Origin of the sequence: Paramicrobacterium humi (assembly GCF_900105715.1) — a bacterium.
Taxonomy (GTDB): domain Bacteria; phylum Actinomycetota; class Actinomycetes; order Actinomycetales; family Microbacteriaceae; genus Paramicrobacterium; species Paramicrobacterium humi.
In genome coordinates, this window is the sequence record NZ_FNRY01000001.1 from 1,449,006 (window position 1) to 1,473,421 (window position 24,416).

Annotated in this window: 22 protein-coding genes; 13 read left to right on the top strand and 9 right to left on the bottom strand. The window is 69.2% G+C overall.

Annotated elements, in window-relative coordinates; genetic code table 11:
- Positions 1-90 precede the first annotated feature (90 nt).
- Positions 91-909 (top strand): DarT ssDNA thymidine ADP-ribosyltransferase family protein, encoded by an 819-nt coding sequence (locus tag BLV49_RS07270; protein WP_176980759.1) that lies wholly within the window; start codon positions 91-93, stop codon positions 907-909.
- Here the strand turns inward: BLV49_RS07270 and BLV49_RS07275 are convergent, their stop codons facing one another.
- Entirely contained in the window at positions 910-1,305 is a 396-nt protein-coding gene (locus tag BLV49_RS07275) for a hypothetical protein (protein WP_091182026.1), read from the bottom strand.
- 72 nt (positions 1,306-1,377) lie between these two features.
- Positions 1,378-2,052 carry an HAD-IA family hydrolase gene (locus BLV49_RS07280; protein WP_245723569.1) on the bottom strand — a complete coding sequence of 225 codons (675 nt, stop codon included), beginning with the start codon at positions 2,050-2,052 and terminating at the stop codon, positions 1,378-1,380.
- 171 nt (positions 2,053-2,223) lie between these two features.
- On the opposite strand from BLV49_RS07280, the gene BLV49_RS07285 reads away from it, so the two are divergent.
- The 8 genes from BLV49_RS07285 to BLV49_RS07320 all read left to right on the top strand — a co-directional run bounded on the left by BLV49_RS07285 (position 2,224) and on the right by BLV49_RS07320 (position 11,086).
- Positions 2,224-3,381: an exonuclease SbcCD subunit D gene (locus BLV49_RS07285; RefSeq protein WP_091186944.1), complete on the top strand. Its 1,158-nt coding sequence runs from the start codon at positions 2,224-2,226 to the stop codon at positions 3,379-3,381.
- Positions 3,378-6,341, top strand: a complete 2,964-nt coding sequence (locus BLV49_RS07290) for an AAA family ATPase (RefSeq protein WP_176980760.1) — start codon at positions 3,378-3,380, stop codon at positions 6,339-6,341. Before BLV49_RS07285 ends, BLV49_RS07290 begins: the two co-directional genes overlap by 4 nt.
- Positions 6,338-7,120 carry a sulfite exporter TauE/SafE family protein gene (locus BLV49_RS07295; protein ID WP_091182036.1) on the top strand — a complete coding sequence of 261 codons (783 nt, stop codon included), beginning with the start codon at positions 6,338-6,340 and terminating at the stop codon, positions 7,118-7,120. The genes BLV49_RS07290 and BLV49_RS07295 overlap by 4 nt, the downstream gene beginning before the upstream one ends.
- 23 nt (positions 7,121-7,143) lie before the next feature.
- Positions 7,144-7,674 carry a DUF488 domain-containing protein gene (locus BLV49_RS07300; protein ID WP_091182039.1) on the top strand — a complete coding sequence of 177 codons (531 nt, stop codon included), beginning with the start codon at positions 7,144-7,146 and terminating at the stop codon, positions 7,672-7,674.
- 118 nt (positions 7,675-7,792) lie between these two features.
- On the top strand, positions 7,793-8,152 hold the full coding sequence (locus BLV49_RS07305) for a GntR family transcriptional regulator (protein WP_091182043.1): 360 nt from the start codon (positions 7,793-7,795) through the stop codon (positions 8,150-8,152).
- A gap of 109 nt (positions 8,153-8,261) precedes the next feature.
- Positions 8,262-8,873: an AAA family ATPase gene (locus tag BLV49_RS07310; RefSeq protein WP_245723570.1), complete on the top strand. Its 612-nt coding sequence runs from the start codon at positions 8,262-8,264 to the stop codon at positions 8,871-8,873.
- Positions 8,874-8,978: 105 nt separating this feature from the next.
- Positions 8,979-9,326, top strand: a complete 348-nt coding sequence (locus BLV49_RS07315; RefSeq protein WP_143033992.1) for a hypothetical protein — start codon at positions 8,979-8,981, stop codon at positions 9,324-9,326.
- A 329-nt stretch (positions 9,327-9,655) separates the two neighbouring features.
- The gene (locus BLV49_RS07320; protein ID WP_176980761.1) at positions 9,656-11,086 is read left to right on the top strand and encodes an HNH endonuclease signature motif containing protein; all 1,431 of its coding nucleotides are present in this window, start codon (positions 9,656-9,658) and stop codon (positions 11,084-11,086) included.
- A 93-nt stretch (positions 11,087-11,179) separates the two neighbouring features.
- On the opposite strand, the gene BLV49_RS07325 is transcribed toward BLV49_RS07320, so the two are convergent.
- Positions 11,180-11,473 carry a DUF503 domain-containing protein gene (locus BLV49_RS07325; protein WP_091182055.1) on the bottom strand — a complete coding sequence of 98 codons (294 nt, stop codon included), beginning with the start codon at positions 11,471-11,473 and terminating at the stop codon, positions 11,180-11,182.
- 66 nt (positions 11,474-11,539) lie between these two features.
- Between BLV49_RS07325 and BLV49_RS07330 the strand changes: the two genes are divergently transcribed.
- Positions 11,540-15,052, top strand: a complete 3,513-nt coding sequence (locus tag BLV49_RS07330) for a TM0106 family RecB-like putative nuclease (protein WP_245723571.1) — start codon at positions 11,540-11,542, stop codon at positions 15,050-15,052.
- A 3-nt stretch (positions 15,053-15,055) separates the two neighbouring features.
- Here the strand turns inward: BLV49_RS07330 and BLV49_RS07335 are convergent, their stop codons facing one another.
- The gene (locus BLV49_RS07335) at positions 15,056-15,361 is read right to left on the bottom strand and encodes a 4a-hydroxytetrahydrobiopterin dehydratase (RefSeq protein WP_091182062.1); all 306 of its coding nucleotides are present in this window, start codon (positions 15,359-15,361) and stop codon (positions 15,056-15,058) included.
- 121 nt (positions 15,362-15,482) lie between these two features.
- On the opposite strand from BLV49_RS07335, the gene BLV49_RS07340 reads away from it, so the two are divergent.
- On the top strand, positions 15,483-17,162 hold the full coding sequence (locus BLV49_RS07340) for a glycoside hydrolase family 13 protein (protein ID WP_091182066.1): 1,680 nt from the start codon (positions 15,483-15,485) through the stop codon (positions 17,160-17,162).
- An 81-nt stretch (positions 17,163-17,243) separates the two neighbouring features.
- The gene (locus BLV49_RS07345) at positions 17,244-19,289 is read left to right on the top strand and encodes an oxidoreductase (protein WP_091182069.1); all 2,046 of its coding nucleotides are present in this window, start codon (positions 17,244-17,246) and stop codon (positions 19,287-19,289) included.
- Here the strand turns inward: BLV49_RS07345 and otnC are convergent.
- From otnC to BLV49_RS07370, 5 genes are read right to left on the bottom strand one after another with little or no spacing between them, the layout of a single operon-like run.
- On the bottom strand, positions 19,286-19,909 hold the full coding sequence (otnC, locus tag BLV49_RS07350; protein WP_218132608.1) for a 3-oxo-tetronate 4-phosphate decarboxylase: 624 nt from the start codon (positions 19,907-19,909) through the stop codon (positions 19,286-19,288). The genes BLV49_RS07345 and otnC overlap by 4 nt on opposite strands.
- Positions 19,906-21,156: a 3-oxo-tetronate kinase gene (gene otnK / locus BLV49_RS07355; RefSeq protein WP_091182072.1), complete on the bottom strand. Its 1,251-nt coding sequence runs from the start codon at positions 21,154-21,156 to the stop codon at positions 19,906-19,908. Before otnK ends, otnC begins: the two co-directional genes overlap by 4 nt.
- Complete coding sequence (locus BLV49_RS07360; protein ID WP_091182077.1) at positions 21,153-21,821, bottom strand: aspartate/glutamate racemase family protein; 669 nt, start codon at positions 21,819-21,821, stop codon at positions 21,153-21,155. Before BLV49_RS07360 ends, otnK begins: the two co-directional genes overlap by 4 nt.
- Positions 21,818-22,285: a ribonuclease E activity regulator RraA gene (gene rraA, locus BLV49_RS07365; RefSeq protein ID WP_091182081.1), complete on the bottom strand. Its 468-nt coding sequence runs from the start codon at positions 22,283-22,285 to the stop codon at positions 21,818-21,820. The genes BLV49_RS07360 and rraA overlap by 4 nt, the downstream gene beginning before the upstream one ends.
- A gap of 26 nt (positions 22,286-22,311) precedes the next feature.
- Positions 22,312-22,986, bottom strand: a complete 675-nt coding sequence (locus tag BLV49_RS07370; RefSeq protein ID WP_091182085.1) for a GntR family transcriptional regulator — start codon at positions 22,984-22,986, stop codon at positions 22,312-22,314.
- A 292-nt stretch (positions 22,987-23,278) separates the two neighbouring features.
- Between BLV49_RS07370 and BLV49_RS07375 the strand changes: the two genes are divergently transcribed.
- The gene (locus BLV49_RS07375) at positions 23,279-24,406 is read left to right on the top strand and encodes an ABC transporter substrate-binding protein (protein ID WP_245723572.1); all 1,128 of its coding nucleotides are present in this window, start codon (positions 23,279-23,281) and stop codon (positions 24,404-24,406) included.
- Positions 24,407-24,416: the final 10 nt, after the last annotated feature.

The following is a 24,416-nucleotide window of genomic DNA, read 5'->3' on the forward strand; positions in this document are numbered from 1 at the left end:
GCGGCCGCGTGCGGGGCCGGCGCGCGAGGCGTACCCTTGACTGTTGGCCCCGTTCCCCCGACCTCGCGGGCCGATGCACGAAAGGTTCCCTTGAGCGACGAATGTAGGCACGGCTTCGAAGCCGGGCTGTGCGCCATCTGCTATCCCCCCAAGACCCCCGAGACCTCATCGGCTCCGCGTGAGACCGCGAGCCGCACCTCCACACCGCGCGCGTCGACGCGAGCCTCGAGCCGCACCTCGACAGCTCGCGGCTCCGCTTCCGTGGCGAAGCCCGTGCGCGTCGACCAGATGCGCCTCTACCACGTCACGCACGTGCGCAATCTGCCCTCGATTCTCGCCGGCGGCAGCATCCTGAGCGATGACCTGCTTCACGACGACGAACGGTCGGATGCCGCTCAGATCATGCTCTCCTCGGCCGAGAACCGCGCCGCCCGCCGCCGCATCACGATCGAGGACGCCGCCGTGTCGGCGTACGTTCCGCTGTTCCTCTCGCCTGACGCGGCGGTGTGGAGCAGCATCCGTTCCCGCACTCCCAACGTGCGCATCAGCGCGGAGGCCGCTCGTCTGGCGCCGAACGACTTCGTCATGCTCGTCACGAGCGTCGCGAGCCTTCGAGCCCTCGACGCGGAGGTCGTCGTCGCCGACGGCGACGCTGCCGCAGGGCTCACGCGCTTCGCCGCCGACCCAGTGCAGGCCGACCGCATGCTCGCGCGCTTCGCCCTCGATGCCGACGACGCGGCACAGAGCGCCGCCGAGGTTCTCGTGCGCGACGAGCTGCCGCTCACGGCCCTGTCGATGATCGGCGTGGCGAGCATCCAGCTGCGGGAGAAGGTCAAGCGGATGCTGGCCGACGCGGGGCTGCGCACAAAGGTCGCGACCTACCAGCCCTGGTTCGCGCCGAGCGCGTAGTCACGCCTCGCCGTAGCGTCTCTCGAGCTCCGAGAAGAACGCGTCGGCGAGCTGAACGAAGTCGTCTTCCGTGAGGGCGATCTCGTCGCCGGGCGCGAGGCCGAGCACACTCGTCTCAGCGTCGAGGCCCGTCGACGGGTCGGCGCCCATGGTGACGCCGTCGTCCATGAGGGATGCCGCGAGCACGCGCACCTCGCCGAGGGCATTGCCGTTAGTGCCCTCCTGGTCGCGGTCGCGGTGCATGAACGTCGCCTCGAGCACGATCACGAGGTTGTTGAAGAACACCGACTCGAGAACGGCGTCGGCATCCGCCTCGTCGTAGAGCGCGATCTGGGCCCAGAGGCGTTCCCGGCAGCCTCCGATGTAGTCCTGCGAGTAGCTCTTCTGCGCCGGCACCCGTGCCCCCTTCGCCCGCCTCCATTGTGGCGCAGAACCGCAGTGCGCGCGAGGGGCGTGCGGCGCGTGGCGTCAGAGGGTGAGGGAGAGTCGGAAACCGTCCGGCACGCGCTCGACCTCGAGCTGCTCGAGACTCTCGAGAACGATGTCGGCGTCGAGCTCCGCCCCCGCGTGCGTGCCGACCATCGCGATCGTCACGCAGCCCGCCGCGCGTGCCGCCTCAAGACCGGCGGGCGCATCCTCGAACGCGACGCACTCCGTCGCGGGCACTCCGAGGCGCTCGGCGCCGGTGAGGAACGGCTCGGGGTCGGGCTTGCCCTTCGTGACGTCGTCGAATGTGACGAACCGATCGGGCCGGGGGATCCCGGCCGCCGCGATGCGCACCTCGGCGAGCCGGAGTGTGCAGGAAGTGACGATCGTCCACGCATGCTCGGGAAGACCCGCGAGCAGCTCGCCCGCTCCGGGCAGCGCGATGACGCCGTCGGTGTCGGCGAGTTCGAGTTCCGTCACGCGAGCGAGCGCCGCCTCGACCTGATCCGCGGGAAGGACCGACGCGAGCAGCTCGCGCGCGGGGCGGCCGTGGCCGCCGCCCTCGAACCGGGTCGTCGACCCCATCTCGCTCGCGAGCTGAGTCCAGGAACGGATGACGGCGGGCGTCGAATCGATGAGCGTGCCGTCCATGTCGAAGAGCGCACCGCGAAACGTGCGGTCGAGAAGGGTGCTCGCCTGCTCGAGATCGAGTGTCACAGGGGTCTCCGTTCGTCGCTCCGATGGTATCGAGTGTCCGGAGTTATCTTCGCAAGACCGATTTCGCTGATGGAGACTCATCTCCAGGGCGATGACGATGTGAATCGGGATCTATCCACGCGCCACGGGTTGCTGTCCGGCGATGTCGGCGGCGCCGGGTAGCGTCGAAGCATGCGAATCCTGCACACCTCCGACTGGCACATCGGGCGAACCTTCCACGGGCATCCGACCCTCGAGGCGCTCGAGGGCGTGCTCGACGCGCTCGCCGATGCCGTGCGCGAGCGCAACGTGGACCTCGTGATCGTGGCCGGCGACGTGTTCGACTCCGCAACCCCGTCCGCCGACGCCTACCGGCTGCTCACGCGCGCGCTCACGGGGTTGCGTGATGCCGGCGCGACAGTCGTCGCGACAAGCGGCAACCACGACTCGGCGGCACGCCTCGGCTTCCAGTCCGACTTCGCCGCGCTCGCCGGCATCCACGTGCTCACACGCGAGGAGAGCCTCGACACTCCGGTCACGCTCGAGGACGAGCACGGCCCGGTTCACGTCTACGGCATCCCGTACCTTGAGCCGGCCCTCATCCGGCACCGCTACCCGGACGAGACCCTCAAGACGCACGCGCACGCCCTCGACTTCGCGATGCGCCGCATTCGCGCCGACCACGACTCCCGCGGCGGCCGCGCCGTCGTCATCTCGCACTGCTTCGCGCAAGGCGTGTCGGATGCCGCTACCGACGTCGAGCGGGACATCACCTCCGGCGGACTCGACCTCGTGCCGGCTCAGGTGTTCGACGGCGTCGACTACGTCGCGCTCGGCCACATCCACGGCCGCGCGCAGCTCGCCGACGGCATCCGCTATTCGGGGGCCCCGCTGCATTACTCGTTCAGCGAAGCGGGAAAGCCGCGCGGCGGCTGGCTCGTCGACCTCGACGCCGACGGGCTCGGCGCGGTCGAGTGGGTCGACCTTCCCGTTCCCCGCCCGCTCACTGTGCTCACCGGCACGCTCGACGAGCTGCTCGCGAACCCGGAATACGCGGAATTCGAGAAGGACTGGGTGAGCGCCGTGCTCACCGACACCGTGCGGCCCATCGACGGAATGCGCAAGCTGCAGGGCCGGTTCCCGCACTGCGCCACAATGGTGCACGAGCCGAGCACGGTCGCCGACCACGGCACCCGCAGCTACGCCGAGCGCATCCAGCAGCGCAGCGACAGCGAGATCATCGGCGGCTTCCTCGAATTCGTGCGCAACGGCGAAGGTCCGAGCGACGCCGAGGTCGACGTTCTCCGCGAGGTCATCGGCGAGCTGGCGGGCAAGGAGCAGGCGGCGTGAAGATCAACCGCCTCGAGATCACCGGATTCGGGCCCTACCGCGGCACGCAAGTGGTCGACTTCGACACGTACGCCGACGACGGCATCTTCCTCATCACGGGAAAGACCGGAGCAGGGAAGTCGAGCATCCTCGACGCCATCGCCTTCGCGCTCTACGACAGCGTGCCGCGCTACGACGGCACGAAAGGCCGGCTGCGCAGCGACCACTGCGCCCCCGACGACCCCACGAGCGTGAGCCTCGAGTTCACGATCGGACGGGAGCGATACCGCGTGACGCGCTCTCCCGAGTACGACCGGCCGAAAGCGCGCGGAACGGGCATGACGACGCAGAAGCCCACGGCGCAGCTCGACGCGCTCGACGGAGGATCCTGGCGCGGTATCGCGGCTCGCCCGGTCGACGTCGCACACGAGCTCGCCGACCTCGTCGGCCTCACGAAAGACCAGTTCCTTCAGGTCATCCTGCTTGCGCAGAACCGCTTCCAGAAATTCCTGCTCGCCGGCAGCGGCGAACGCGAGACCGTGCTGCGCAGCCTGTTCGGCACAAGCCGCTTCGCCGACTACGAAGAAGCCGTCACGCAGCGCCGACGCGACCTCGAGGCCCGCCTTGCGACCGCGCGAGCACACACCGAGCAGCTCCTCGCCGACGCCGCGCATGCCCTCGACGCCGAACCGCCCGAGCAGGACGTCACAGCGTGGCTCGAGCAGCAGGTGCTCGCCCTCGGCGGCCGGCTCGCACAGACGATCACCGCCGCCTCCGCGGCAGACGCTCGGCAGCGTGCGGCCGAAGCCGCGCACACCGAGGCGCTCGAGCTCACGCGTCGGCAGACGCGCCGTGCCGCCGCGGAGGAGAACGCTCGCGACCTCGCGGCCATTGACGACGAGATCGAGTCGAAGCGCGCCGAACTCCAGCTCGCCGAACAGGCGGAACGAGCCTGGCCCTACGTGACCGGCGCGCGAGCGGCCCGCGAGGAGCACGCTGCCGCCGTCACCGCGGTCGACCGGGCGCGTGAGGCGTACGCGGCCGTGCGCACCGATGACCTGGCCGCGCCCGACGCCGACACGAGCGACCTCGACGACGCCGTCACGGCGCTCGCCGGTCGCCTCGCGCTCCTCGACGATGTGCTCGAGCAGGAGAACGCGCTGCCCGGCCTCGCCTCGGCCGAGGCCGACGCCGCGCACCGCAGGACGGTCGCCGCCGAAGCACTCGACGCGCTCACGCAGCGGCTCGCCCAGCTGCCCGAGGAGATCGCCGCGGTCGCCGCCGAACTGACGACCGCCACCGTCCAGGCGGCCGGAGTCGACGCCGCGCGCGGCGAGCTCGAGCGGTTCCAGGCGGCCCGGGCCGCAGCCGAGCAGGCGCTCGCGGTCACCGACGAGCTCGCGGCCGCACGGGCGACGGAGGCAGAACGCGTGCGCGAGAACACCAACGCCTCGCTCGCGCTCCAGCAGCTGCTGGATGACCGTCTCGCGGGGCACGCGGCCGAGCTCGCGGCGGAGCTCGTCGACGGAGAGCCCTGCGCCGTGTGCGGCGCCACGCAGCATCCGTCCCCCGCCCGCCGGGAACAGGAGCCGGTGACGGAGGCCGACATCGAGGCGGCGCGCGAGACGCTCGCCCGATGCGAGACGGCGAAGGCGGATGCCGCTCGCGAGGTGTCCCGGCTCGAGACGCGCGCGGCGGAGCTGCGCGCCGCCACGGGTGACCGCGACGCTGCGCAGCTCGATGCCGAACTCGAGCCCGCACGCGACGCGCTCGATCGCGCGACCGCCGCCGCGGAACGGGTCACCGAACTCGAGGCTCGCCATGCGGCGCTTGTTGACGAACGCGAGCGCGGCGACGCCGACCGCGACAGGCTGCGCAGCGAGCGCGACGCGCACGCCGGCGCCGAGTCGAACGCGCGCACCGAGATCACCCGCATCACCTCGAACGTCGAGGCGCAGCGCGGCGAGCACCTCACCATCACGCACGCCGTCGCCGCGCTCACCGCCGCCCGCGACGCGGCGCAGCGCCTCGCCGAGGCGCTGCGCACACGCGCCCTGCGCGGCGACGCCGTCGCCGAGGCCGAGCGGCGACTCGCCGACGCCCTCGCCGAGCACGGCTTCGCGAACGCGGACGCGGCAGTGACCGCCCGGCGAGCCGCGGCCGATCGGGAGACGCTGCGCAGCAGCATCCGCCGCCACGACGACGCCCGCGCGACGAACGCGGCGATCCTCGCCGAGCCGGAACTCGCCGACCTGCCCGCCGAAGCACCCGACATTGCGGCGACCGCTGCCGCCCTCGAGACCGCGCGCGAGGCGCGCGACGCCGCCCACCGCGACCGCGACACCCTCCACGAACGGCACACCGCGCTTGTGCGAACAGTGACGACGATCAGCGAGAAGCTCGCGGCATCCGCTCACGTGAACCGCGAGTTCGAGACGCTGCAGCAACTCGCGAACACGCTCGCCGGCAAAGACCCCAACACGCGGCGCATGCGCCTCGAGAGCTATGTGCTCGCCGCCGAGCTCGAGCAGATCGTGGATGCCGCGAACGCGAGGCTCCGCACGATGTCGGGTGGCCGCTACACGCTCGAGCACGACGACGCCGTGCAGTACCGCAACGTGCGCTCGGGGCTCGGACTCGCGATCTTCGACCAGCACACGGGGCAAGCGCGCGCGACGCACTCGCTCTCGGGCGGCGAGACCTTCCTCGCCTCGCTCGCCCTCGCGCTCGGCCTCGCCGAGGTCGTCACGGCGCGCTCCGGCGGAATCACGCTCGACACCCTGTTCATCGACGAGGGCTTCGGCTCGCTCGACGCCGACACGCTCGAGATCGCGATGGCCACCCTCGACTCCCTGCGCGCCGGCGGTCGCACCGTCGGCCTCATCAGCCACGTCGAGGGAATGAAGGAGCAGATCCCCGCGAAGCTGCGCATCTCGGTCACCGACGGCGGCTGGAGCGAGATCAGCCAAGACGCCGCGTGAGCGCGCTTCTTCCCGTCATCGCGCTCGCGCTCATCGGGCTCGTCGCCGGCGTCGGCATCACGGCGATCGGCCCGGGCGGCGTGCTCGTCACGATCGGTCTCGTCGCTCTCACGCCGCTCGCTCCCGACGAGGTGGCCGGAACGGCGATGCTCACGAACGTCGCCACGGGCATCGTCGGCACGATCGTCTTCGCCCGGTCACGCCACCTCGCCGACCCCGACGTGAAGCGCCTCGCGGTCGTGCTGTCCGTGACCGCGGTCGTCGGCACGCCGCTCGGGGTGCTCCTCAACCGGCTGCTCTCCCCAGACGCGTTCGGGATGCTGCTCGCCGCCCTCGTCGTCATCGTCGCGGTGCTCGTCCTCGTGCGTCAGCACCGGTCGAGAACGACGGATGCCGCCGAGCAGCACGCCCACGCGCGGAGGCCGCTCGGCCTCGCGCCGACAATCGGGATCGGACTGGCGGTCGCGGCCGTGAGCGGCGTCTTCGGCGTCGGCGGCCCGATGCTGAGCGTGCCGCTGCTCATCGTCATCGGCGTGTCCTTGCTGCCAGCGCTCGCGGCGTCGCAAGTGCAGTCGATCGTCATCGCCGCCGTCGGCAGCCTCGGGTACCTGGCGTCGGGTTCCATCGACCTCGGCCTCGCCGCCCTCGTCGGCCTCCCCGAACTGCTCGGCGTCGTGCTCGGCTGGATCGTCGCCAGGCACGTGTCCTCCCGCGTGCTCGCGTTCGTGCTCGCCGCGGTGCTGCTCGCGACGGCGCCGTATATCGCGCTCGCCCCGTGAGGCGCGCCGCCTACACTGGCGCCATGCCTCTGCTCACGTTCGGTCATGGCCGCCTCGAGCGGCAGGAGCTCGCCGACCTGCTGCGCGACGCGCGCATCGAGCGCGTCGTCGACGTGCGCCGCTTCCCCGGAAGCCGCGCGAACGAGGCGGCCGCGCGCGGGCAGGTTCCCGAGCTGCTCGCCGAGATCGGCATCGCCTACCGCTGGGATCAGCGCCTCGGCGGGCGACGCCGACTCGACAAGCACACTCCGTCGCCCGACACCTGGTGGCGCGTCGAAGCGTTCCGCGCCTACTCCGCGTGGACGCGCGGCGACGAGTTCCAGACCGCCCTTCCTGATCTCGTCGACGACATCGGGACGGCGCGCACGGCCGTCATGTGCTCGGAGTCCGTCTGGTGGCGGTGTCACCGCCGCATCATCGCCGACGTCGTCGCGCTCGGCTGCGGCATCCCGGTCGAGCATCTCATGCACACCGGAAAGCTCACCGCGCACGAGCCAAGCGAAGGCGCGCGGGTGCTCGAGGGCACGCGGCTCGTCTGGGACGACGCCGGCTGAGGCTCTGCTTGACAGCATCCTGGTTCTATGGTTCATTGGTTGAGTAACGAACCACAGAAGCAGACGCGTTCTGCTTTCCGGCGGGTGCGCACCCGCCGCCGACCGGAACGGAGGCGCCATGCTCGAGGATGGACGCCCGCTGTTCGTGCAGATCGCCGAGCAGATCGAGAACGACATCCTTGACGGGACGTACCCCGAAGAGACACCGGTGCCCTCGACGAACGAGCTCGCAGCGTTCCTCCACATCAATCCCGCCACGGCGGCGAAGGGTCTCAATCGCCTCGTCGACGCCGGAGTGCTCTACAAGAAGAGAGGCATCGGCATGTTCGTCGCCACGGGCGCCACGCGCGCGCTCATCGAAGACAGGCAGAGCTCCTTCGCCGGTGAATACATCAGCCCACTCCTGCGAGAGGCGTCGAAACTCGACATCGGGTTCGACGATCTCATCGCCATGATCACGAAAGAGGCGAAGCGATGACCGCCATCGTCGCCCGCAACCTCACGAAGACCTACAAAGACACGCGCGCCGTCGACGGCGTCGCGATCGAGCTCGGCAGCGCTACCCCGACACCTTCCGACCCCGCGATGTGTTCGCCGTCGCCGCCGACGTGTATCCCGAATGGGATGCCGCGTTCGCCGCACAGCTCATCGAGGAATTCCGACTGCCCGAGAAGCGACCCATCAAAAAGCTCTCGCGCGGTCAGCTGAGCGCCGTCGGCATCATCGTCGGCCTCGCCTCCCATGCGCCGCTCACCTTCTTCGACGAGCCCTACCTCGGGCTCGACGCCGTCGCGCGTCAGCTGTTCTACGACCGCCTGCTGACCGACTTCGCCGAGCACCCCCGCACGATCGTGCTCTCGACGCACCACATTGACGAGGCCGCGAACCTGCTCGAGCACGTCGTCGTCCTCGACGAGGGGCGCGTGCTCCTCGACGCCGACACCGACGAGCTTCGCGGTCGCACCCTCCAGGTCGCGGGCCGCGCGGATGCCGTCGACGCCTTCGTGCGCGACCGCGACGTTCCCGCCCGCGAGCGACTCGGCGGACTCCGCTCCGCCACCATCACCGCCGAGCCCGGCGACGCCGAAGCCGCCGAGCGCGCGGGGCTCACGGTGTCCGCGGTGTCCCTGCAGAACCTCATCGTCCACCTGACCTCGGGGGCGGCGGCATCCGTCACGGCCGAGACCGCGGCCGCCTAAGGGAGACCATCATGCGCATTCGTTCTGTCGTCAGACTGCACACCGTCAACCGATCTGGCTCCGATCGTTGGCCTGCACATCGGCATTGACGGAACGAGCGTCTCCGTGACTGGTGAGAGCGCGTCGGCGGGCCCCATGCCGGGCACCGGTGACCCTGCAAGTGAGGCTCCCGGCGCAATCGGCTCCGACAACGAGACGTCTGGTTTGGGCGAGTCCGGCATCGGTGATTCGGTGACGGATGCTGCCACGCCCGACTCGGTTGTCGGAGACAGCGGAGTCGCTGCAGCAGCGAGCACCCGGAGTGCGGCGCCGATCGCGGCGACCGTCACCGGCGAACTCGCTGAGACGGGTGCCGATGGTGGGGCGGCGATTCTCGGTCTCGCTTCGCTGCTCCTTCTTATCGGCGCAGCAGTGAAGGTGGTGTCGCGCAAGAGCGCGGCGCGCCGCCGCTGACACATGCGGTGTGCGGTCGCCGTCTGTCGGACGGCGACCGCACCGGCATGCCACGGAGCAGTCGGCAGGTTCACGGTGATCGGATGCCGCTCCCGCGACGCGCGAGCAACGTCACGAACCGCTGGCAGCGCTGCCCGCGACGCCGCGAACCGCTCAGGAAGCGCCGACTTCTCGTCCACAGGACCCGCGCACTCTGACTTATCCAGTTTCGTATTTGTGTTCGAGTGAGTGTCGGTGGGTGATGGCAGAGTAAACCCATGGTAATCCTCAACGATGACGATAAACACCCACCCGAAAGCCGCGACTCCCGGATCGGGAAACTGGCGGTGATGGTCGAAGAGATCTCCGAACAGTACGCGTTGCTGGCGGTCGTGCAGGCGCAGGTGTCCACGATGCTCGCGGATCTTCTGGACCACGCGACGGCGAACCGTGACCTGTTCGTCGCCTCCGACACGGACACGACGAAGACGCAGGAGGTTGTGCGTTCCGCCCTCGCCGGGGAACTGGCGGCGAAGATGCGGTTGTCGCAGCCGATGATCACCTCGATGCTCGGCACCGCCGAAACCCTCACCACGGAACTCCCCGCCACCCTGGAAGCACTCGGTGAGGGGGTGATCACATATCAGCACGCGCGCACGCTCATCGATCAGGCCACCGGGCTCTCCACACAGGATCGGGCGGCGTTCGAGCAGGTCGCCCTCAAGCTGGCGAAAACCTCCACCCCGCCGCAGTTCAAGAACAAGGCCCTCGCCCTGCGCGAGAGCCTGCACCCGGAAACCAGTACCGAACGCCACGAAGCGGCAGCGGAAGATCGGCGAGTGGAGCACTGGAACGCTCCCGACGGAATGGGCTGGCTCGCCCTCTACGCCCCCGTCGAGGTAACCCAGAGCATATTCAACGCCTGCCACACCACCGCCAAAAGCCTCCGCAAAACCGGCGATCAGCGCACCATCGGGCAACTCACCGCCGACGTGTTCACCGACGCCGCCATGCTCGGGCTCACCACCGGGATCGGCACCGGCGGCAGCAGTGACGACAGCGGTGAGGGGGCCGGTGTTCCCGTCTTCGCCGGCCGTGATGGAGCGATCCGGCCGACGGTGCACGTGACCGTCCCGGTGATGACCCTCCTCGGCCACAGTGAGGAACCGGCAGAACTCGACGGGTACGGGCCGATCAACCCCGAGACCGCCCGCCGGCTCGCCGCCCAAGCGCCAAGCTTCACAAGGCTGCTCACCCACCCCGAAACCGGAGCCGTCCTCTCCGTCGGACGCGACCGCTACGCCGTCCCCGCCGACCTGCGAAAGACCATCGAAGTCAGAGACAAGGTCTGCGGCTTCCCCGGCTGCAACCGGTCGGCCAGGCAATGTGATGTGGACCACATCCTCGCCTGGCAGGACGGAGGTGAGACCGACCTCGAGAACCTCAATTGCCTGTGCCGACGCCACCACGTACTCAAACACTCAAGCACCTGGCAGGTCCAACGCGACGACGACGGGACCATCATCTGGACCTCACCCCTCGGACAGAAGTACCGCATCCGACGCTCCACCAATGTCGGATTCGTACCCCTCGACGAATGCGACGAGACTCCCGAACCCGACATCGACGACGAGGAAAGCGAGAACGACGGCTTCGCCGAAGACGCGCCGAATCCCGACGGCGAGAGCTGGTTCACCGACACCAAAACCGACGAAGCCGATGCAGCCGACGACGCTGACGCGACCGACGGCAAGGACTACCCGGAGAACCCGCTCTTCTAGAAGCAGAGTGAGCATGTGATGCGCGCCTTGGCGCGTTAGCGTCGGCACTGAGCGTCGGCAGTCGGCAATGCCGCGATCGACGACCGACCGCGGTCAGTCCTCGCTGCGATGAAGCCGCCTGCGAGCGGACAGTAACTCGATTTCGGGCCGGGCTGCGACCATTCGCTCGACACCGTCGAGTACTTCCGTCACGTGGCTACTGTGAGCGCTGACCACGCTCACTCCGACGGCTGCGCGCCGGTGCAGATCAAGGTGCCCGACCTCCGCGACCGAGACCTCGAAGCGACGCTTGATCTCAGCCAGAATCGGGCGCACGGTGGAACGCTTCTCCTTGAGCGAGTGCACATCCCCCAACAACAGGTCGAACTCGATCCAACCAATCCACATGTCTCCATTGTCGTGCCCGCAACGTCAGTCGCTGCTTGTACCGTTGATGCGAATCGAGAGGCCCTGATGTTCCTGCTTTCACCCATGGATGCCGAGTCCCACACGTCTGCCGTGCCGCGCATCGTCACGAGCGCAAGCGACCTGACTCTCGCGTCCCAGTGCGAATGGGCATTCCTGCGCAGGCTCGACGCGAAACTCGGTCGCATTCCGCCGATCGTCGAAGAACGCGACGCGATGAACCAGCGCACGTCCGCACTCGGCGACGTGCATGAAGCAAACGTGCTTCAGCACTACCGCGACACGTACGCGGAAGGCGTCGTCGAGATCGACCGGCCCCAATCGATGTCCGCTGAACACTTGGCCCAAGTGGCCGCCGAGACGAAAGCAGCGTTCGAGGGCGGTGCGGACGTCGTCTTCCAGGCGACATTCTGGGACGGCAACTTCGTCGGCTTCGCCGACTTCATCGTCCGCCAGCCCGATGGCAGCTACGAGGTGCAGGACACCAAACTCGCCCGCCACGCCAAGATCACGGCGCTGCTCCAACTCGCCGCATACGGGGAGAAGCTCACGGAACTCGGTGTGCCCGTCAGCCCGGTCGCGCGGCTCATTCTCGGTGACGGTAGCCACAGCGAGCACCGCCTCGCCGACATCGCACCCGTATATCGCAAGCGCCGCGCGCGCCTTCAGCGCATCATGGCCGAGCGCCTCGCCGAACTCTCCCCGCTCGCCTGGGGTGACACGCGCTATGCCCTGTGCGGCCGCTGCGAGCTCTGCGAAGAGGCGGTGCAGGAACACCGGGACCTCCTTCTCGTCGCGAATTTGAGCGTGCGCCAGCGCGCCGTGCTCAACCGCGCCGGAATCGCGACCATCGAGCAGCTCGCCGCGGCGCCGAGCGCCATCGACGGCATGAGCGCGTCGACGTTCGAGCACTTGCGCGAGCAGGCCCGCCTGCAGCTCGAGTCCGCACCGGACGCCGGTCCCGCTGTCACGCTGTTCGACCCCAAAGCTCTCGCCGCTCTTCCCGATCCTGATGCCGGAGACATCTTCTTCGATTTCGAGGGCGACCCGCTCTACAGCGAATCAGGCGCCGGCGAGCACCGGGAGTGGGGACTCGACTATCTCTTCGGCCTCATCGAGCCCGACGGCACCTTCCGGGCCTTCTGGGCCCACACGTTCGCCGAAGAACGCCAGGCTCTCGCGGAGTTCCTCGCGTATGTCGCGGACCGCCGTCGGCGGCATCCGAACATGCATATCTACCATTACGCTCCCTACGAGCGCACGCACCTGCTGTCTCTCGCCGCGCGTCACGGTGTGGGGGAGGATGCCGTCGACACGCTGCTGCGCGAGCACGTGCTCGTCGACCTGTACCCCATCGTGCGGCAGAGCGTGCGCGTGGGCTCTCGCTCGTACTCGATAAAGAAGCTCGAGCCGTTGTACATGGGCGACGAGCGCCGCGAGGGCGACGTGACGAACGCGGGCGACTCGATAACGGAATACGCTCGGCTCAGCGAGCTCCGTGCGGCCGGACTCGCGGGTGATGCGGATGCCGCTGCTGAAGCGCAGCGCATGCTCGATTCGATCGCCGACTACAACGAATACGACTGCGTCTCCACGCTGCGGCTGCGTGACTGGCTGCGCGGCCTGGCACTCGCGCACGGCATCGCGCCCTCGCCGCCGACTGAGCGCGATGAGGCCGAGATCGAGCCCTCGCCGTTGCACGACCGGCTCGCGGCCCTCGCCGGCGACCCGCTCGAGCTCGAACGCACTCCCGAGCAGCGGGCGCTCGGTGTCGCGGCAGCGGCGATCGACTACCACCGACGCGAGCACAAGAGCTTCTGGTGGGGCCACTTCTCTCGGCTCGTCGAGCCCATCGACGAGTGGGCGGACACGCGCGATTGCTTCATCATCGACCGTGCCGTGCTTGAACGGGACTGGCATCGCGAGGGCAAGCAGCGCAGCGAACGCCGTCACGTGCGCGTCTTCGGCCAGTGGGCGCCGGGCAGCACCGTCAAGGAAGGCGCGACGCCGTACGTCGTGTACGCCCACCCGGGCCCGTGGACCGATCCGACGAGCGACCCCGGAGCGCGCGTGGCCAAGTCCGCGAGGCTCATCGAGGTCGGCGATGATGGCTCCCTGCTGATCGAGGAGACGCTCGGTAAGGACGTCGACCCGTACACGACCATGCCCGTCGCACTCACGCCGGCGAGCCCGCCGTCGCCCGGCACGCAGGTCGACGCGATCGCCGAATGGGGACAGCGGATCGTGGATGCCGCGGATGCCGCGCCCGGTGAGATCGCCGATGCGCTGCCCGCAGAACCCATGCTCGACCTGCTGCGCCGAGTGCCGCCGCGCACTCGAGGCGGGCGTCTGCCCGCGACCGGAGACAACGTCGCCGACGTCACGGCGGCGCTGCTCGACCTCGACGGGTCCTACCTCGCCGTGCAGGGACCGCCCGGAACCGGAAAGACGTACCTCGCCTCTCACGTCATCGCGGCGCTCGTGCGCGACCACCAGTGGCGCATCGGGGTGGTGTCGCAATCGCACGCCGTCGTCGAGAACGTGCTCGATCGCGTGGTCGCGGCCGGGCTGCCGAACAACCTCGTGGGCAAGGCGCCCAAGGACGGCGACCGCACCGAGCACGATTACACGACGCTCCGCAAGACCGACTACCTCACCTTCGCGCTCGACAACGCGCACACGGGATTCGTCGTCGGCGGCACCGCGTGGAACTTCAGCAACCCCGCCCTCGTGCCCCGCGAATCGCTCGACCTGCTCGTGGTCGACGAGGCCGGACAGTTCTCGCTCGGCTCCACGATCGCCGCGAGCGTCGGCGCCCGCAACCTCCTGCTGCTCGGCGATCCGCAGCAGCTTCCGCAAGTGAGCCAGGGCACCCATCCGGAGCCGGTCGACGAGTCTGCGCTCGGCTGGGTGAGCGCCGGGCACGACGTGCTGCCGACCGAGCTCGGCTACTTCCTCGCCGAGAGCCGCCGCATGCACGGCGCGGTGAGCGCCGTCGTCTCCGCGCTGTCCTACGAAGGCGCGCTGCACTCGCACCCGTGCGCGGGTGAGCGGATGCTGGAGGGCGTCGAACCGGGCCTGCACGTCGACCCGGTCGCGCACTCCGGCAACGCGACGAGCTCGCCGGAAGAGGCAGCGCGCGTCGTAGAAATCGTGCGCTCGCACCTCGGACGGCCGTGGACCGATCCGTCGGCGGGAATCGACCGGATGCCGCTCACGCAAGCCGACATCATGGTCGTGTCGCCCTACAACGCGCACGTCGCGGAGATCCGCGACGCACTCGAGCGGGCCGATCTGCACGACGTGCGGGTCGGCACGGTGGACAAGTTCCAGGGGCAGGAAGCCGTTATCGCGATCGTGAGCCTCGCGGCATCCGACTCATCAGAGGTCCCGCGGGGCATGGGCTTCCTCCTGCTGAAGAACCGGCTCAACGTGTCGATCTCGCGCGCGCAGTGGGCGGCGCACCTCGTCTACTCGCCCGAGCTCGTCGAGTACTTGCCGCGCACCCCCGCGGAGGTCGCGCAGCTGAGCGCGTTCATCCGTCTCGTCGAGGGGGAGTAGCCGTCAGCCGCCGGCCGTGATGCCGAGCACTTTCGCTGCCTTCGAGATGCGTCGTGCCATGTCGACGTCGCGCTCGGAGAGGCCGTCGACCTCGTGGGTGCTGAGCGTCACCGTCACGGTCGGGTAGGTGAGCAGCACGTCGGGGTGGTGGTTCGCGTCGTCGGCGAGGATGCCGATCTCGTTCACGAGCTCGACGCCCGCCGCGAACGAGCCCGTCGCGAACACGGCGTGCGCGCTCGTCGCCTCGGCGGTCCAGTCGCCGACGCCGTCCGATTGGGTGAACTCCTCGGGAGTGATTCGCTCGGCCATGACCTCAGGCTACGTCGGCCGTGCGAGAAGCGGAAGGGACGGGTGACGTGGCGTGCAGGCGGGCGCGATAGTCTCGGCAGAGCCGCACGGCATCCGCCCTGAACTCAACGGAGGAACACCCTTGACCGACACTCGTCCCGTTCCCGAGACAAGCGATGAATCAGCTCGCAGCGACGCCACGTGGTGGCGGCAGGCGGCGGTGTACCAGATCTACCCGCGCAGCTTCGCCGACGCGAACGGTGACGGCATCGGCGACGTGCGCGGCATCACGAGTCGCGTGCCGTACCTGAAGAAGCTCGGCATCGACGCCGTGTGGCTGAGTCCCTTCTACCCCTCAGCGCTCGCCGACGGCGGCTACGACGTCGACGACTACCGCAACGTCGACCCGCGCCTCGGCACGCTCGACGACTTCGATGACATGGTCGACGCCCTGCACCGCGCCGGCATCAAGCTCATCGTCGACATCGTGCCGAACCACTCGTCGAACCGGCACGAGTGGTTCACGCAAGCGCTCGCCGCGCCCAAGGGATCGCCCGAGCGCGACCGGTACATCTTCCGTGACGGCCTCGGCGATAACGGCCAGCTGCCGCCCGCCGACTGGACGAGCGCGTTCGGCGGCCTCGCGTGGGAGCCCGTCGGCGACGGCCAGTGGTACATGCACTACTTCGCGACCGAGCAGCCCGACTTCAACTGGGACAACCGTGAGGTGCGCGACGACTTCCTCGCCACTTTGCGGTTCTGGTCGGACCGGGGCGTCGACGGCTTTCGCGTCGACGTCGCCCACGGGCTCGCGAAGGAGCTGCCCGCCGTGCTGCCCTCGCAAGCGGAGCTCGACGCGATGGAGAAGACGACGGGGCAGCATCCGCTCTGGGACCGCGACGAAGTGCACGAGATCTACGCCGAATGGCGCGGCGTCTTCAACGAATACGACCCGCCCCGCATCGCCGTCGCCGAGGCCTGGGTCGCGACGCCCGAGCGCCGGGCGCGCTACGCGAGTGCCGAGGGGCTCGGGCAGGCGTTCAACTTCGACTTGCTCGAGGCGGACTTCGATTCCGCGCAGTTCCGCGAGATCATCACGTCGAACCTCGAACAGGCGAAGGGTGCGGGCTCGTCGACGACGTGGGTCTTCTCGAACCACGACGTCGTTCGGCACGCGACGCGCTACGGACTCCCGCCGCTTGCCGGACGCGCGGTGAAGCAGGGCTCCGAGTGGCTGCTCGCGGGCGGGCGTGAGCCCGAGCTCGACATCGCCGGCGGACTGCGGCGCGCTCGCGCGGCGACGCTCATGATGCTCGCACTGCCCGGTTCCGCCTACCTCTACCAGGGCGAGGAGCTCGGCCTCGGGGAGGTTGCCGACATTCCCGCGGAGAATCGGCAGGATCCCGCCTTCTTCCGCAATCCCGGCGTCGACATCGGACGGGACGGATGCCGCGTGCCGCTGCCCTGGACGCACGAAGGATCCTCCTTCGGCTTCGGGTCGGACGGCGCGCACTTGCCGCAGCCCGAATGGTTCGGCCGGTTCTCGGTCGAGGCGGAGGACGGCGATCCCGGCTCGACGCTCGAGCTGTACCGCCGGGCTCTCGCGCTGCGCCATGAGCTGCAGACCGCGGAGGAGCTCGAGTGGCTCGACGTCGGCGGCTCGGCCGACGTGCTGCACTTCCGTCGGCCGAACGGCTGGGAAGTCGTGACGAACTTCGGCACGGGGCCGATCGCGCTGCCCGCCGGCGAGCGGCTGATCTCGAGCCGGCCCCTCGAGGGCGACACGCTGCCCGGCGAGACGACGGTGTGGCTCAAGAACTGAGGGCGCAGGCTCGCGGGACCTGGCGTTGCGGCAACCGTTCGACTTTCAGTCGAACGGCGCCGCACTCACTACTCTGAGTGCATGAGCAGTGCCCTCTCCGCTGAGCGCGACGCAGCATCCGACCCGCTTTTCACTCCGCTGCAGATCGGCAGCGTCACCGTGAGCAATCGGCTCATGCAGGCGGCGCACTCGAAGCTGTACGCCGTGCAGGGGCGCGAGTCGCAGCAGGAGATCGACTACTTCGCCCGGCGTGCGGAGGGCGGCACGGCGCTGTTCATCGCCGGCAACCGCTTCGTGCACCCGTCGAGCGCGATCCGCGGCTTCGTCGACGGCTGGCGCACCGGCATCGTCCGTGCCGACCGGGCGCTGACCGACGCCGTGCACGAGCGCGACGCGAAGATCTTCGCCCAGCTCAACCACCACGGCGCGCAGGCCTCGCCCGACGGACCGGACGGGCCGCGTCCCGTCTTCTCGGCGAGCCGCCTGATCTCGCCGTCGACCGGCGCCGCGACGATCGAGGCGACGCACGACGACATCGCGGCGTTCACCGAGGGGTGGGCGGTCACGGCCGAGAACGCCATGCGCGGCGGCTTCGACGGCGTCGAGGTGCACATGGCGCACGGCTACCTGCTGCACCAGTTCCTCTCGCCGCTCTACAACCGCCGCACCGACCGCTACGGCGGCGACCTCGAGGGCCGCGCGCGGTTCCCGCTCGAGGTGCTGCGCGCCGTGCGCGAGCGGGTCGGCGACGAGGCGGTCGTCGGCATCCGCATCGTCGCCAACGAGTTCGACGAGGCCGGGCTCAGCCGCGAGGACTGCCTCGCGATCATCGCCCACTTGCGGCGGCACGTGCGCATCGACTACCTCAACCTCGCGGGCGGCGAGTACCACCAGGTGCACTACGTCTTCCCCTCGTCGGCGATGCCCGCCGCGTGGCTGCGCGATGATGTCGCCGCGGTGAAGCGCGCCAACGCGGACATCCCCGTGTTCGGCGTTGGTGCGGCCGCGACCGTGGACGGCGCCCGCGAGGTCATCGAGCAGGGCGTGGCCGACATGGTCGCCCTCACGCGCGCGCAGATCGCCGATCCCGACCTCGCGACGAAGCTGCGCACGGGCGCGCCCGTGACGCACTGCATCCGCCTCAACCAGGGCTGCCTCGCGCGCACCGGCAACGGCCTGCCGATGGGCTGCACGGTGAATCCCGTCGTGGGGCGCGAGGCGAGCCGTTCGGCTCCGGATGCCGCCACGGCGAGGCAGCGGTTCGCCATCGTCGGCGGTGGACCGGCCGGGCTCAAGGCGGCCGCCGAGCTGAGCGCCAACGGCCACGACGTCACCCTGTTCGAGGCGAGCGACCGCCTCGGCGGGCAGCTCGGGCTCGCCGCACGTGTCCCCGGCCGCGAGAGCGTGCAGCTGCTGATCGACGACCTCACGCGGGACACCGCGGGCGTCGACGTGCGCCTCGGCGTCCGCACCGACGCCGCGCAGCTGCTCGCGGCATCCGATTCGTTCGATCACGTCGTCGTCGCGACGGGATCGCGACCGTCGGCGCAGGGAACGACGGTGACGGATGCCGCGTCCGCCGCGCTTGAACCGATCGCGGGCCGCGCGGGCGTGCTCGACGCCTGGACGGCCGTCGCGGAACCGGAGCGGCTGCGCGGGCCCGTGCTGCTCGTCGACCACGACGGCACGCCGTACGCTGCCGGCATCGCGCTGTCGCTTGTCGCGAGCGGGCACGACGTGCGGATGGTGACGCGATTCGACACCGCGTTCCCGTTCATCCGCGGCAGCCAGGACCGCGACCACCTGCACCGGCGGCTGTTTCGCGTGCCGGGGACTCCGGGGGCGCTACCCGGCGACGGCTCGTTCGACATCGAGGTCGCGACGACGATCGCGGACTACGTCGCCGGCGAAGCGCTGCTGCGCGACCTGAACTCGGGGCGGGAGCGCATGGTCGCGGCGCGCACCGTCGTGCTCGCGACGCCGCGCGAGCAAGTGCCGTTCGACGCGGCCGGGCTCGACGTGCCGGTGACGGTGATCGGCGACGCGCGGGCGCCGCGCAACATCGACGCGGCGATCTTCGACGGGTTCGAGGTCGCGTTCGCCGCCGGAACGGTGGCCGCGGGCTAGCGTCGCAGCGCCGCGACCTGCTCGTCGGTGAGCGGGCGCGTGCGGTGACCCGTCAGCAGCAGGTGCAGCTGGGCCGTGTGCTCAAGCTCCTCGAGCGTGTCGAGTGCCGCCGCGATCGAGGGCGCCGAGACGACGGGCCCGTGGTTCGCGAGCAGCAGCGCCTGATGGTCGTGGGCGGCGCGCTCGATGACGGGCTCGAGCGCGGTGTCGCCGGGAGCATGGTAGGGCAGCAGCGCAAGGCGCCCCACGCGCATCGCGAAGTAGGCGGTGAGCGGCGGAAGCGCGTTGTCGGGATCGAGACCGTCGAGGCACGAGAGCGCGGCGGAGTAGGTCGAGTGCGTGTGGACGACAGCCTCGTCGCTCGGCCGGGCGCGCAGCACGGCGGCGTGGAAGAACGCCTCCTTCGACGGGCGCCCGCCCCCGATGTGGCGGCCGTTCACATCGATGAGCGACAGCTCGTCGGCCGTCACGGTGCCGAGACTGCTTCCCGTCGGCGTGATGAGGATGCCATTCTCGATGCGCACGCTGATGTTCCCCGTGCTGCCGTGCGTCAGCCCCCGGAAGAAGAGGGAGCGCGCGGCGGCGATCAGCTGCTCGCGAGCGTCCTGTGTCATGGTCATGCCGGTTGTGCTCCCGTCGCCGTGATCAGCAGGTCCTCGTCGCCGAAGTTGCCGGATTTCAGCAGCAGCGCGAGGCGCTTGGGGCTGTCGATGTGCAGCCACGGTACACCCGGCGCCTGCTCCTCGCCGATGGTGGCGGTCCGTACGCCGAGCGCGGAGGTGACAGAGCCCGAGGTCTCCCCGCCTGCGACGACGATCCGGTCGACGCCGCGCTCGATCAGTCCGATGGCGACGTAGCCGAGCGCCGTCTCGACGAGGTGCGCGAGCCGGTCGACGCCGAACCGCTCTTGTGCGGCGCGGAGCTTCTCCGGTTCCGTCGTCGAGTAGATGAGCGGCACGCCGTCGCGCCGTGCCGCGTCGAACCAGTCCAGGGCCGCGTCGGCGAGCCGGCGGGGATCGTCGCTGCTGGCCGGATCGAGGAAGTGCGCCGGATTGTGCGCCGCGAACCGTGCGACCTGCTCGCGCGTGCGCGCCGAGCAGCTTCCGGCGAGGGCCGCGGCCGTCGCGTAGGAGTCGAGCGGCGGGGTCGGCGCCGCGGCGCTCGCGGTGGCCTGCGCGGCGGCGAGGCCCTCCGCAAGTCCGGCCGCTCCTGTGACGAGCACGTCACGTGCGACTGCGCCGCCGAGCTGCTCAAGGTCGTGAGCGTCGATCGCGTCGACGACGGCGTATCGGATGCCGCGATCGCGCAGCTCCCGCAACGCGGCGGCTATGGCATCCGTCCCGTTGGCGACGGTTGCCTCCGGAATGAGCGCGGCCTCCCGGTCGGTCTGCGCTGAGAGCAGACGCACGACCGAGGAATCGGTCATGGGCGTCAACGGGTGATGCAGCATCGAGGATTCCGAGAGCAGGTCGGTGCCGACGAACAGGTGGCCGCCGTAGACGGTCCGGCCGTGCACGGGGGATGACGGCGTCACAACCGTCAGGGCGGAGCCGGTCAGGTCGGCGAGCGCATCGGCGACGGGGCCGATGTTTCCCGCGGGAGTCGAGTCGAACGTCGAGCAGTACTTGAGGTAGAGCTGCTCACAGCCGATCGACCGCAGCCATGTCGCGGAGCGCACGGATTGCTCGACCGCGTCCGCAGCGGGAATCGTGCGGGACTTGAGTGCGACGACCGTGACATCGTCCGCGCCGGCCGGCGTGTTGTCGTCGGGGCAGCCGAAGACGATGCGCACGCGGAGTCCCTGACGGCGGAACGCGACGGCGACGTCGGTCGCGCCGGTGAAGTCGTCGGCGATCGCCCCGATCACCTGGCACTCTCCTCGAGGACGGCGCGCATCGCGGCGGCTGCTCGCACCGGCCCCGCGAGCACCGGAATGCCGAGCTCGTGCTCGAGGGCCTCGGCGGCGGGAGCGAGCGTGTACTGGGCCAGCAGCACGGCGTCGAACGGACCGTCGGCGGCGCGCACGGCGGCCGCGAGCGCGCGGGCCGTTCCGGCCGCATCGCCCTCGCGGGAGGGCTCGAGGGCGTCGGCGGCGAGGACGTCGTGGGTGCTCAACTCGGCCGGCTTCGGCACGACGTCGAAGCGCGTGCGGGCGTCGGCAAGCGGCGTCGCGATCGAGGAGACCAGTGCGAGGCGTGTGAATCCGCTCGTCGCGGCGTCGTGGAACGCCGCGTCGTCGGAAGCGAAGACGGGCAGCGTTGAGCGTGCGTCGGCCTCGTGCGCGACCGGACCGTACATCGAGCACGTGAGCAGGACGCCTTTCGCCCCGTTCCGGATGGCGTGGTCGATGAGCCCCGCCATCCGATCCTTCAGCGTCGTGGTGAGTCCGCCGGCCTCGAGCGCTTCGACGATGAGCCGGTCATCGAGGAGATTCCAAATCGTCGCGTCCGGGTACTCGCGCTCGAACGCCTGTTGTGCCGGCGCCATCGCCGCCGGCACGGCGCTCACGAGAGCGATGAGCGGGGCGTTCATCGCTCGACGAGAACGCCGTCCTCGTCGGCGAAGAGGCGGACACCCGGTCGGATCCGCGTGCCGGCGATCTCGATCTCCACGTCGGCCTCGCCGACGCCTTCCTTGGCGCTCTTCTGCGGGTTGCTCGCGAGCGCGCGGATGCCGATGGGCATGTCGCGAAGAGCGACGCGGTCGCGTACGGCGCCATTGATGACGATGCCGGCCCAGCCGTTGTCGATCGCGATCTTCGCGATCATGTCGCCGAGCAGCGCTGTGCGGAGCGAGCCGCCGCCGTCGACAACGAGCACGGCTCCGTCGCCTGGCTCGGAGACGACCGATTTGAGCACGACGTTGTCCTCGAGACAGCGCACTGTGCGGGCCGGCCCGGAGAACGCGGCCTTGCCGCCGAAGTCGTGCCAGTCAAGCGGGATCGAGGCGAGCTCGTGGCCGCGCTCGTCCCAGAGGTCTGCGGTGGAAACGGTCATTGTCTTCCTCACTGTTCGGGTGCACTTCACACCGAAGTGCTGTTGCGTTCCATGAACCATGCGGCCCGCGCGCCGAGACTGTCGGAGATGTGGGCACGCATCACGGCCGCCGCTTCATCGGGGTTCCCCGCGATGACAGCCAGTACGAGTTGCTGATGCTCCTCGTTCTTCTTGTCGCGCTCGGGCTGGTCGCGTCCCTCGCGCAGGCCCACGAGCCGATACCGGTCCGCTTTGTCCCAGAGTCCGTCGAGCGTTGCGATGAGCACGTCATTGTGCGAGGCGACGTAGATGGCGCGGTGGAAACGACGGTGGGCGACGAGATCGACGACCGTCGGCTGGTTCGATAGGGCGTTCACCTCGGAGGATCGGCGAATCTCGGCGATGTCCTCCCGAGTGCGGCGCTCGGCGGCGAGTGCCGCGGCGAGCGGGTCGAGAGCGAGTCGGAGCTCGAGAAGGTCCCGAGCCTCCTCGACGCTGAGCTTCGTCACATACGCGTCTCTGTGGGCATCAAGCTCGACAAGACCTTCTTGTTTGAGCCGGCGCAGCGCCTCGCGGAGGGGAGTCGTGCTGATTCCGATCTCCTTGGCCAGGGTCGCTTGGTTGATCGTGGCGCCCGGAACGTACTCGTGCGCCAGGATTCGGTTCCGAATGACGGCGTACGCGAAATCGCTCTTCGTGGAGTACTGATCTGCATTGTCCATGGTCTTCGCGCCTCCCGCCCTCATCCTAGATTGCCACGTAGGTTATAACCTATAGCAGAGCAAGGAAAGGAATTGCGAAAACCGGCCTAACGCCAGAAAGATTGGAAAGCGGGTTGTGTAACTTGTGGTCACAGATTCCCGCGGATGTTGCCAATTTGAGATGAAGCTGTTCTTGACACCCGCAGGTTATAACCTCCAGTATCGTCGTTGAGCAACACCTCGAGAACCATCGATCACAAGGGAGTGAAAAATGATGAACGTTGAACGTTCATGGTCTCGTCGAAAAGGAGCGGTGACGGTTGCGTCCGCTGCCCTCTTCGCCGTCGTGGCGGCCCTGACGGGCTGTTCCGGCGGCTCGGGGGGAGGCGGTCAGGCCCCCGAGAACAAGATCACGGAAGGCGAGTGGCCGAGCTATTACCCCAAGGACTACGGTGACCTCGTCGACGCGGCCAAGGACGAGGGCGGCGAGCTCACGATCTACTCGAACACCGACCAGGAGAACTGGGCGCCGATCTTCCGTGACTTCAAGAAGAAGTACCCCTTCATCACGAAGATCTCGGCGAACAACCTCGACAGCGACGAGGTCTTCCAGCGGCAGCTCAGCGAAATGGCGACGGGCAACGCGCCCGCCGACCTGCTCGTCTCGAACGCCGTGCAGGCGTGGGCGAAGTACGCTGAGCAGCCGGACACGCTCATGGATTACAAGTCGCCAGAGCTCAGCGAGCTGCCCGACTTCGCCGAACTGAGCCCGAACATCTTCGCGATGTCGCTCGACCCCGTGACGATCTCGTACAATACGTCGCTGTTCGACGAAGCGCCGACCGGGATCGCTTCGCTCGCGAAGATCGTCTCCGCCGACCCCGACAAGTTCAAGGGCAAGATCACGACGCGCGATGTCAACGGCGCGTACGGTTTCACCGTCTCCCACGCCTTCACGGAAGGCAACCCGGACTCGTGGGATTCGCTCGAGCAGATCCTGCCGCTCGCGCGCCCCGAGAGCTCCTCGGGAACCCAGGTCGAGAAGATCCTCTCCGGCGAGTATGCGGCGGGCTTCTTCATCAGCACGGCGCCGGCATACCCCATGCAGGAGAAGAGCGGCGGACTGTTCGATCTCGTCTTCCCCGATGACGGCACTGTCGTGCTCGGCCGCGGAATCGGCATCACCCCGAAGGCGCCGCACGCAGCGACGGCGAAGCTCTTCATCGACTTCGTCCTCTCGGAGGAAGGCCAGAACGCGGTCGCCGAAGGCGGGCTGAGCTCCTACCGTGACAGCGTCAAGCTGACCGAAGGACGCCACACCTACCAGGAAGTCGTGGATGCCGTGGGTGAAGACGCCATCATCCGAGTTCCCTACAAGGTGACCTCTGACGACGATGTGAAGGCGTTCGTCGATCGGTGGGACGGGCTGCTCGGAAAGTAACAACCGGTAA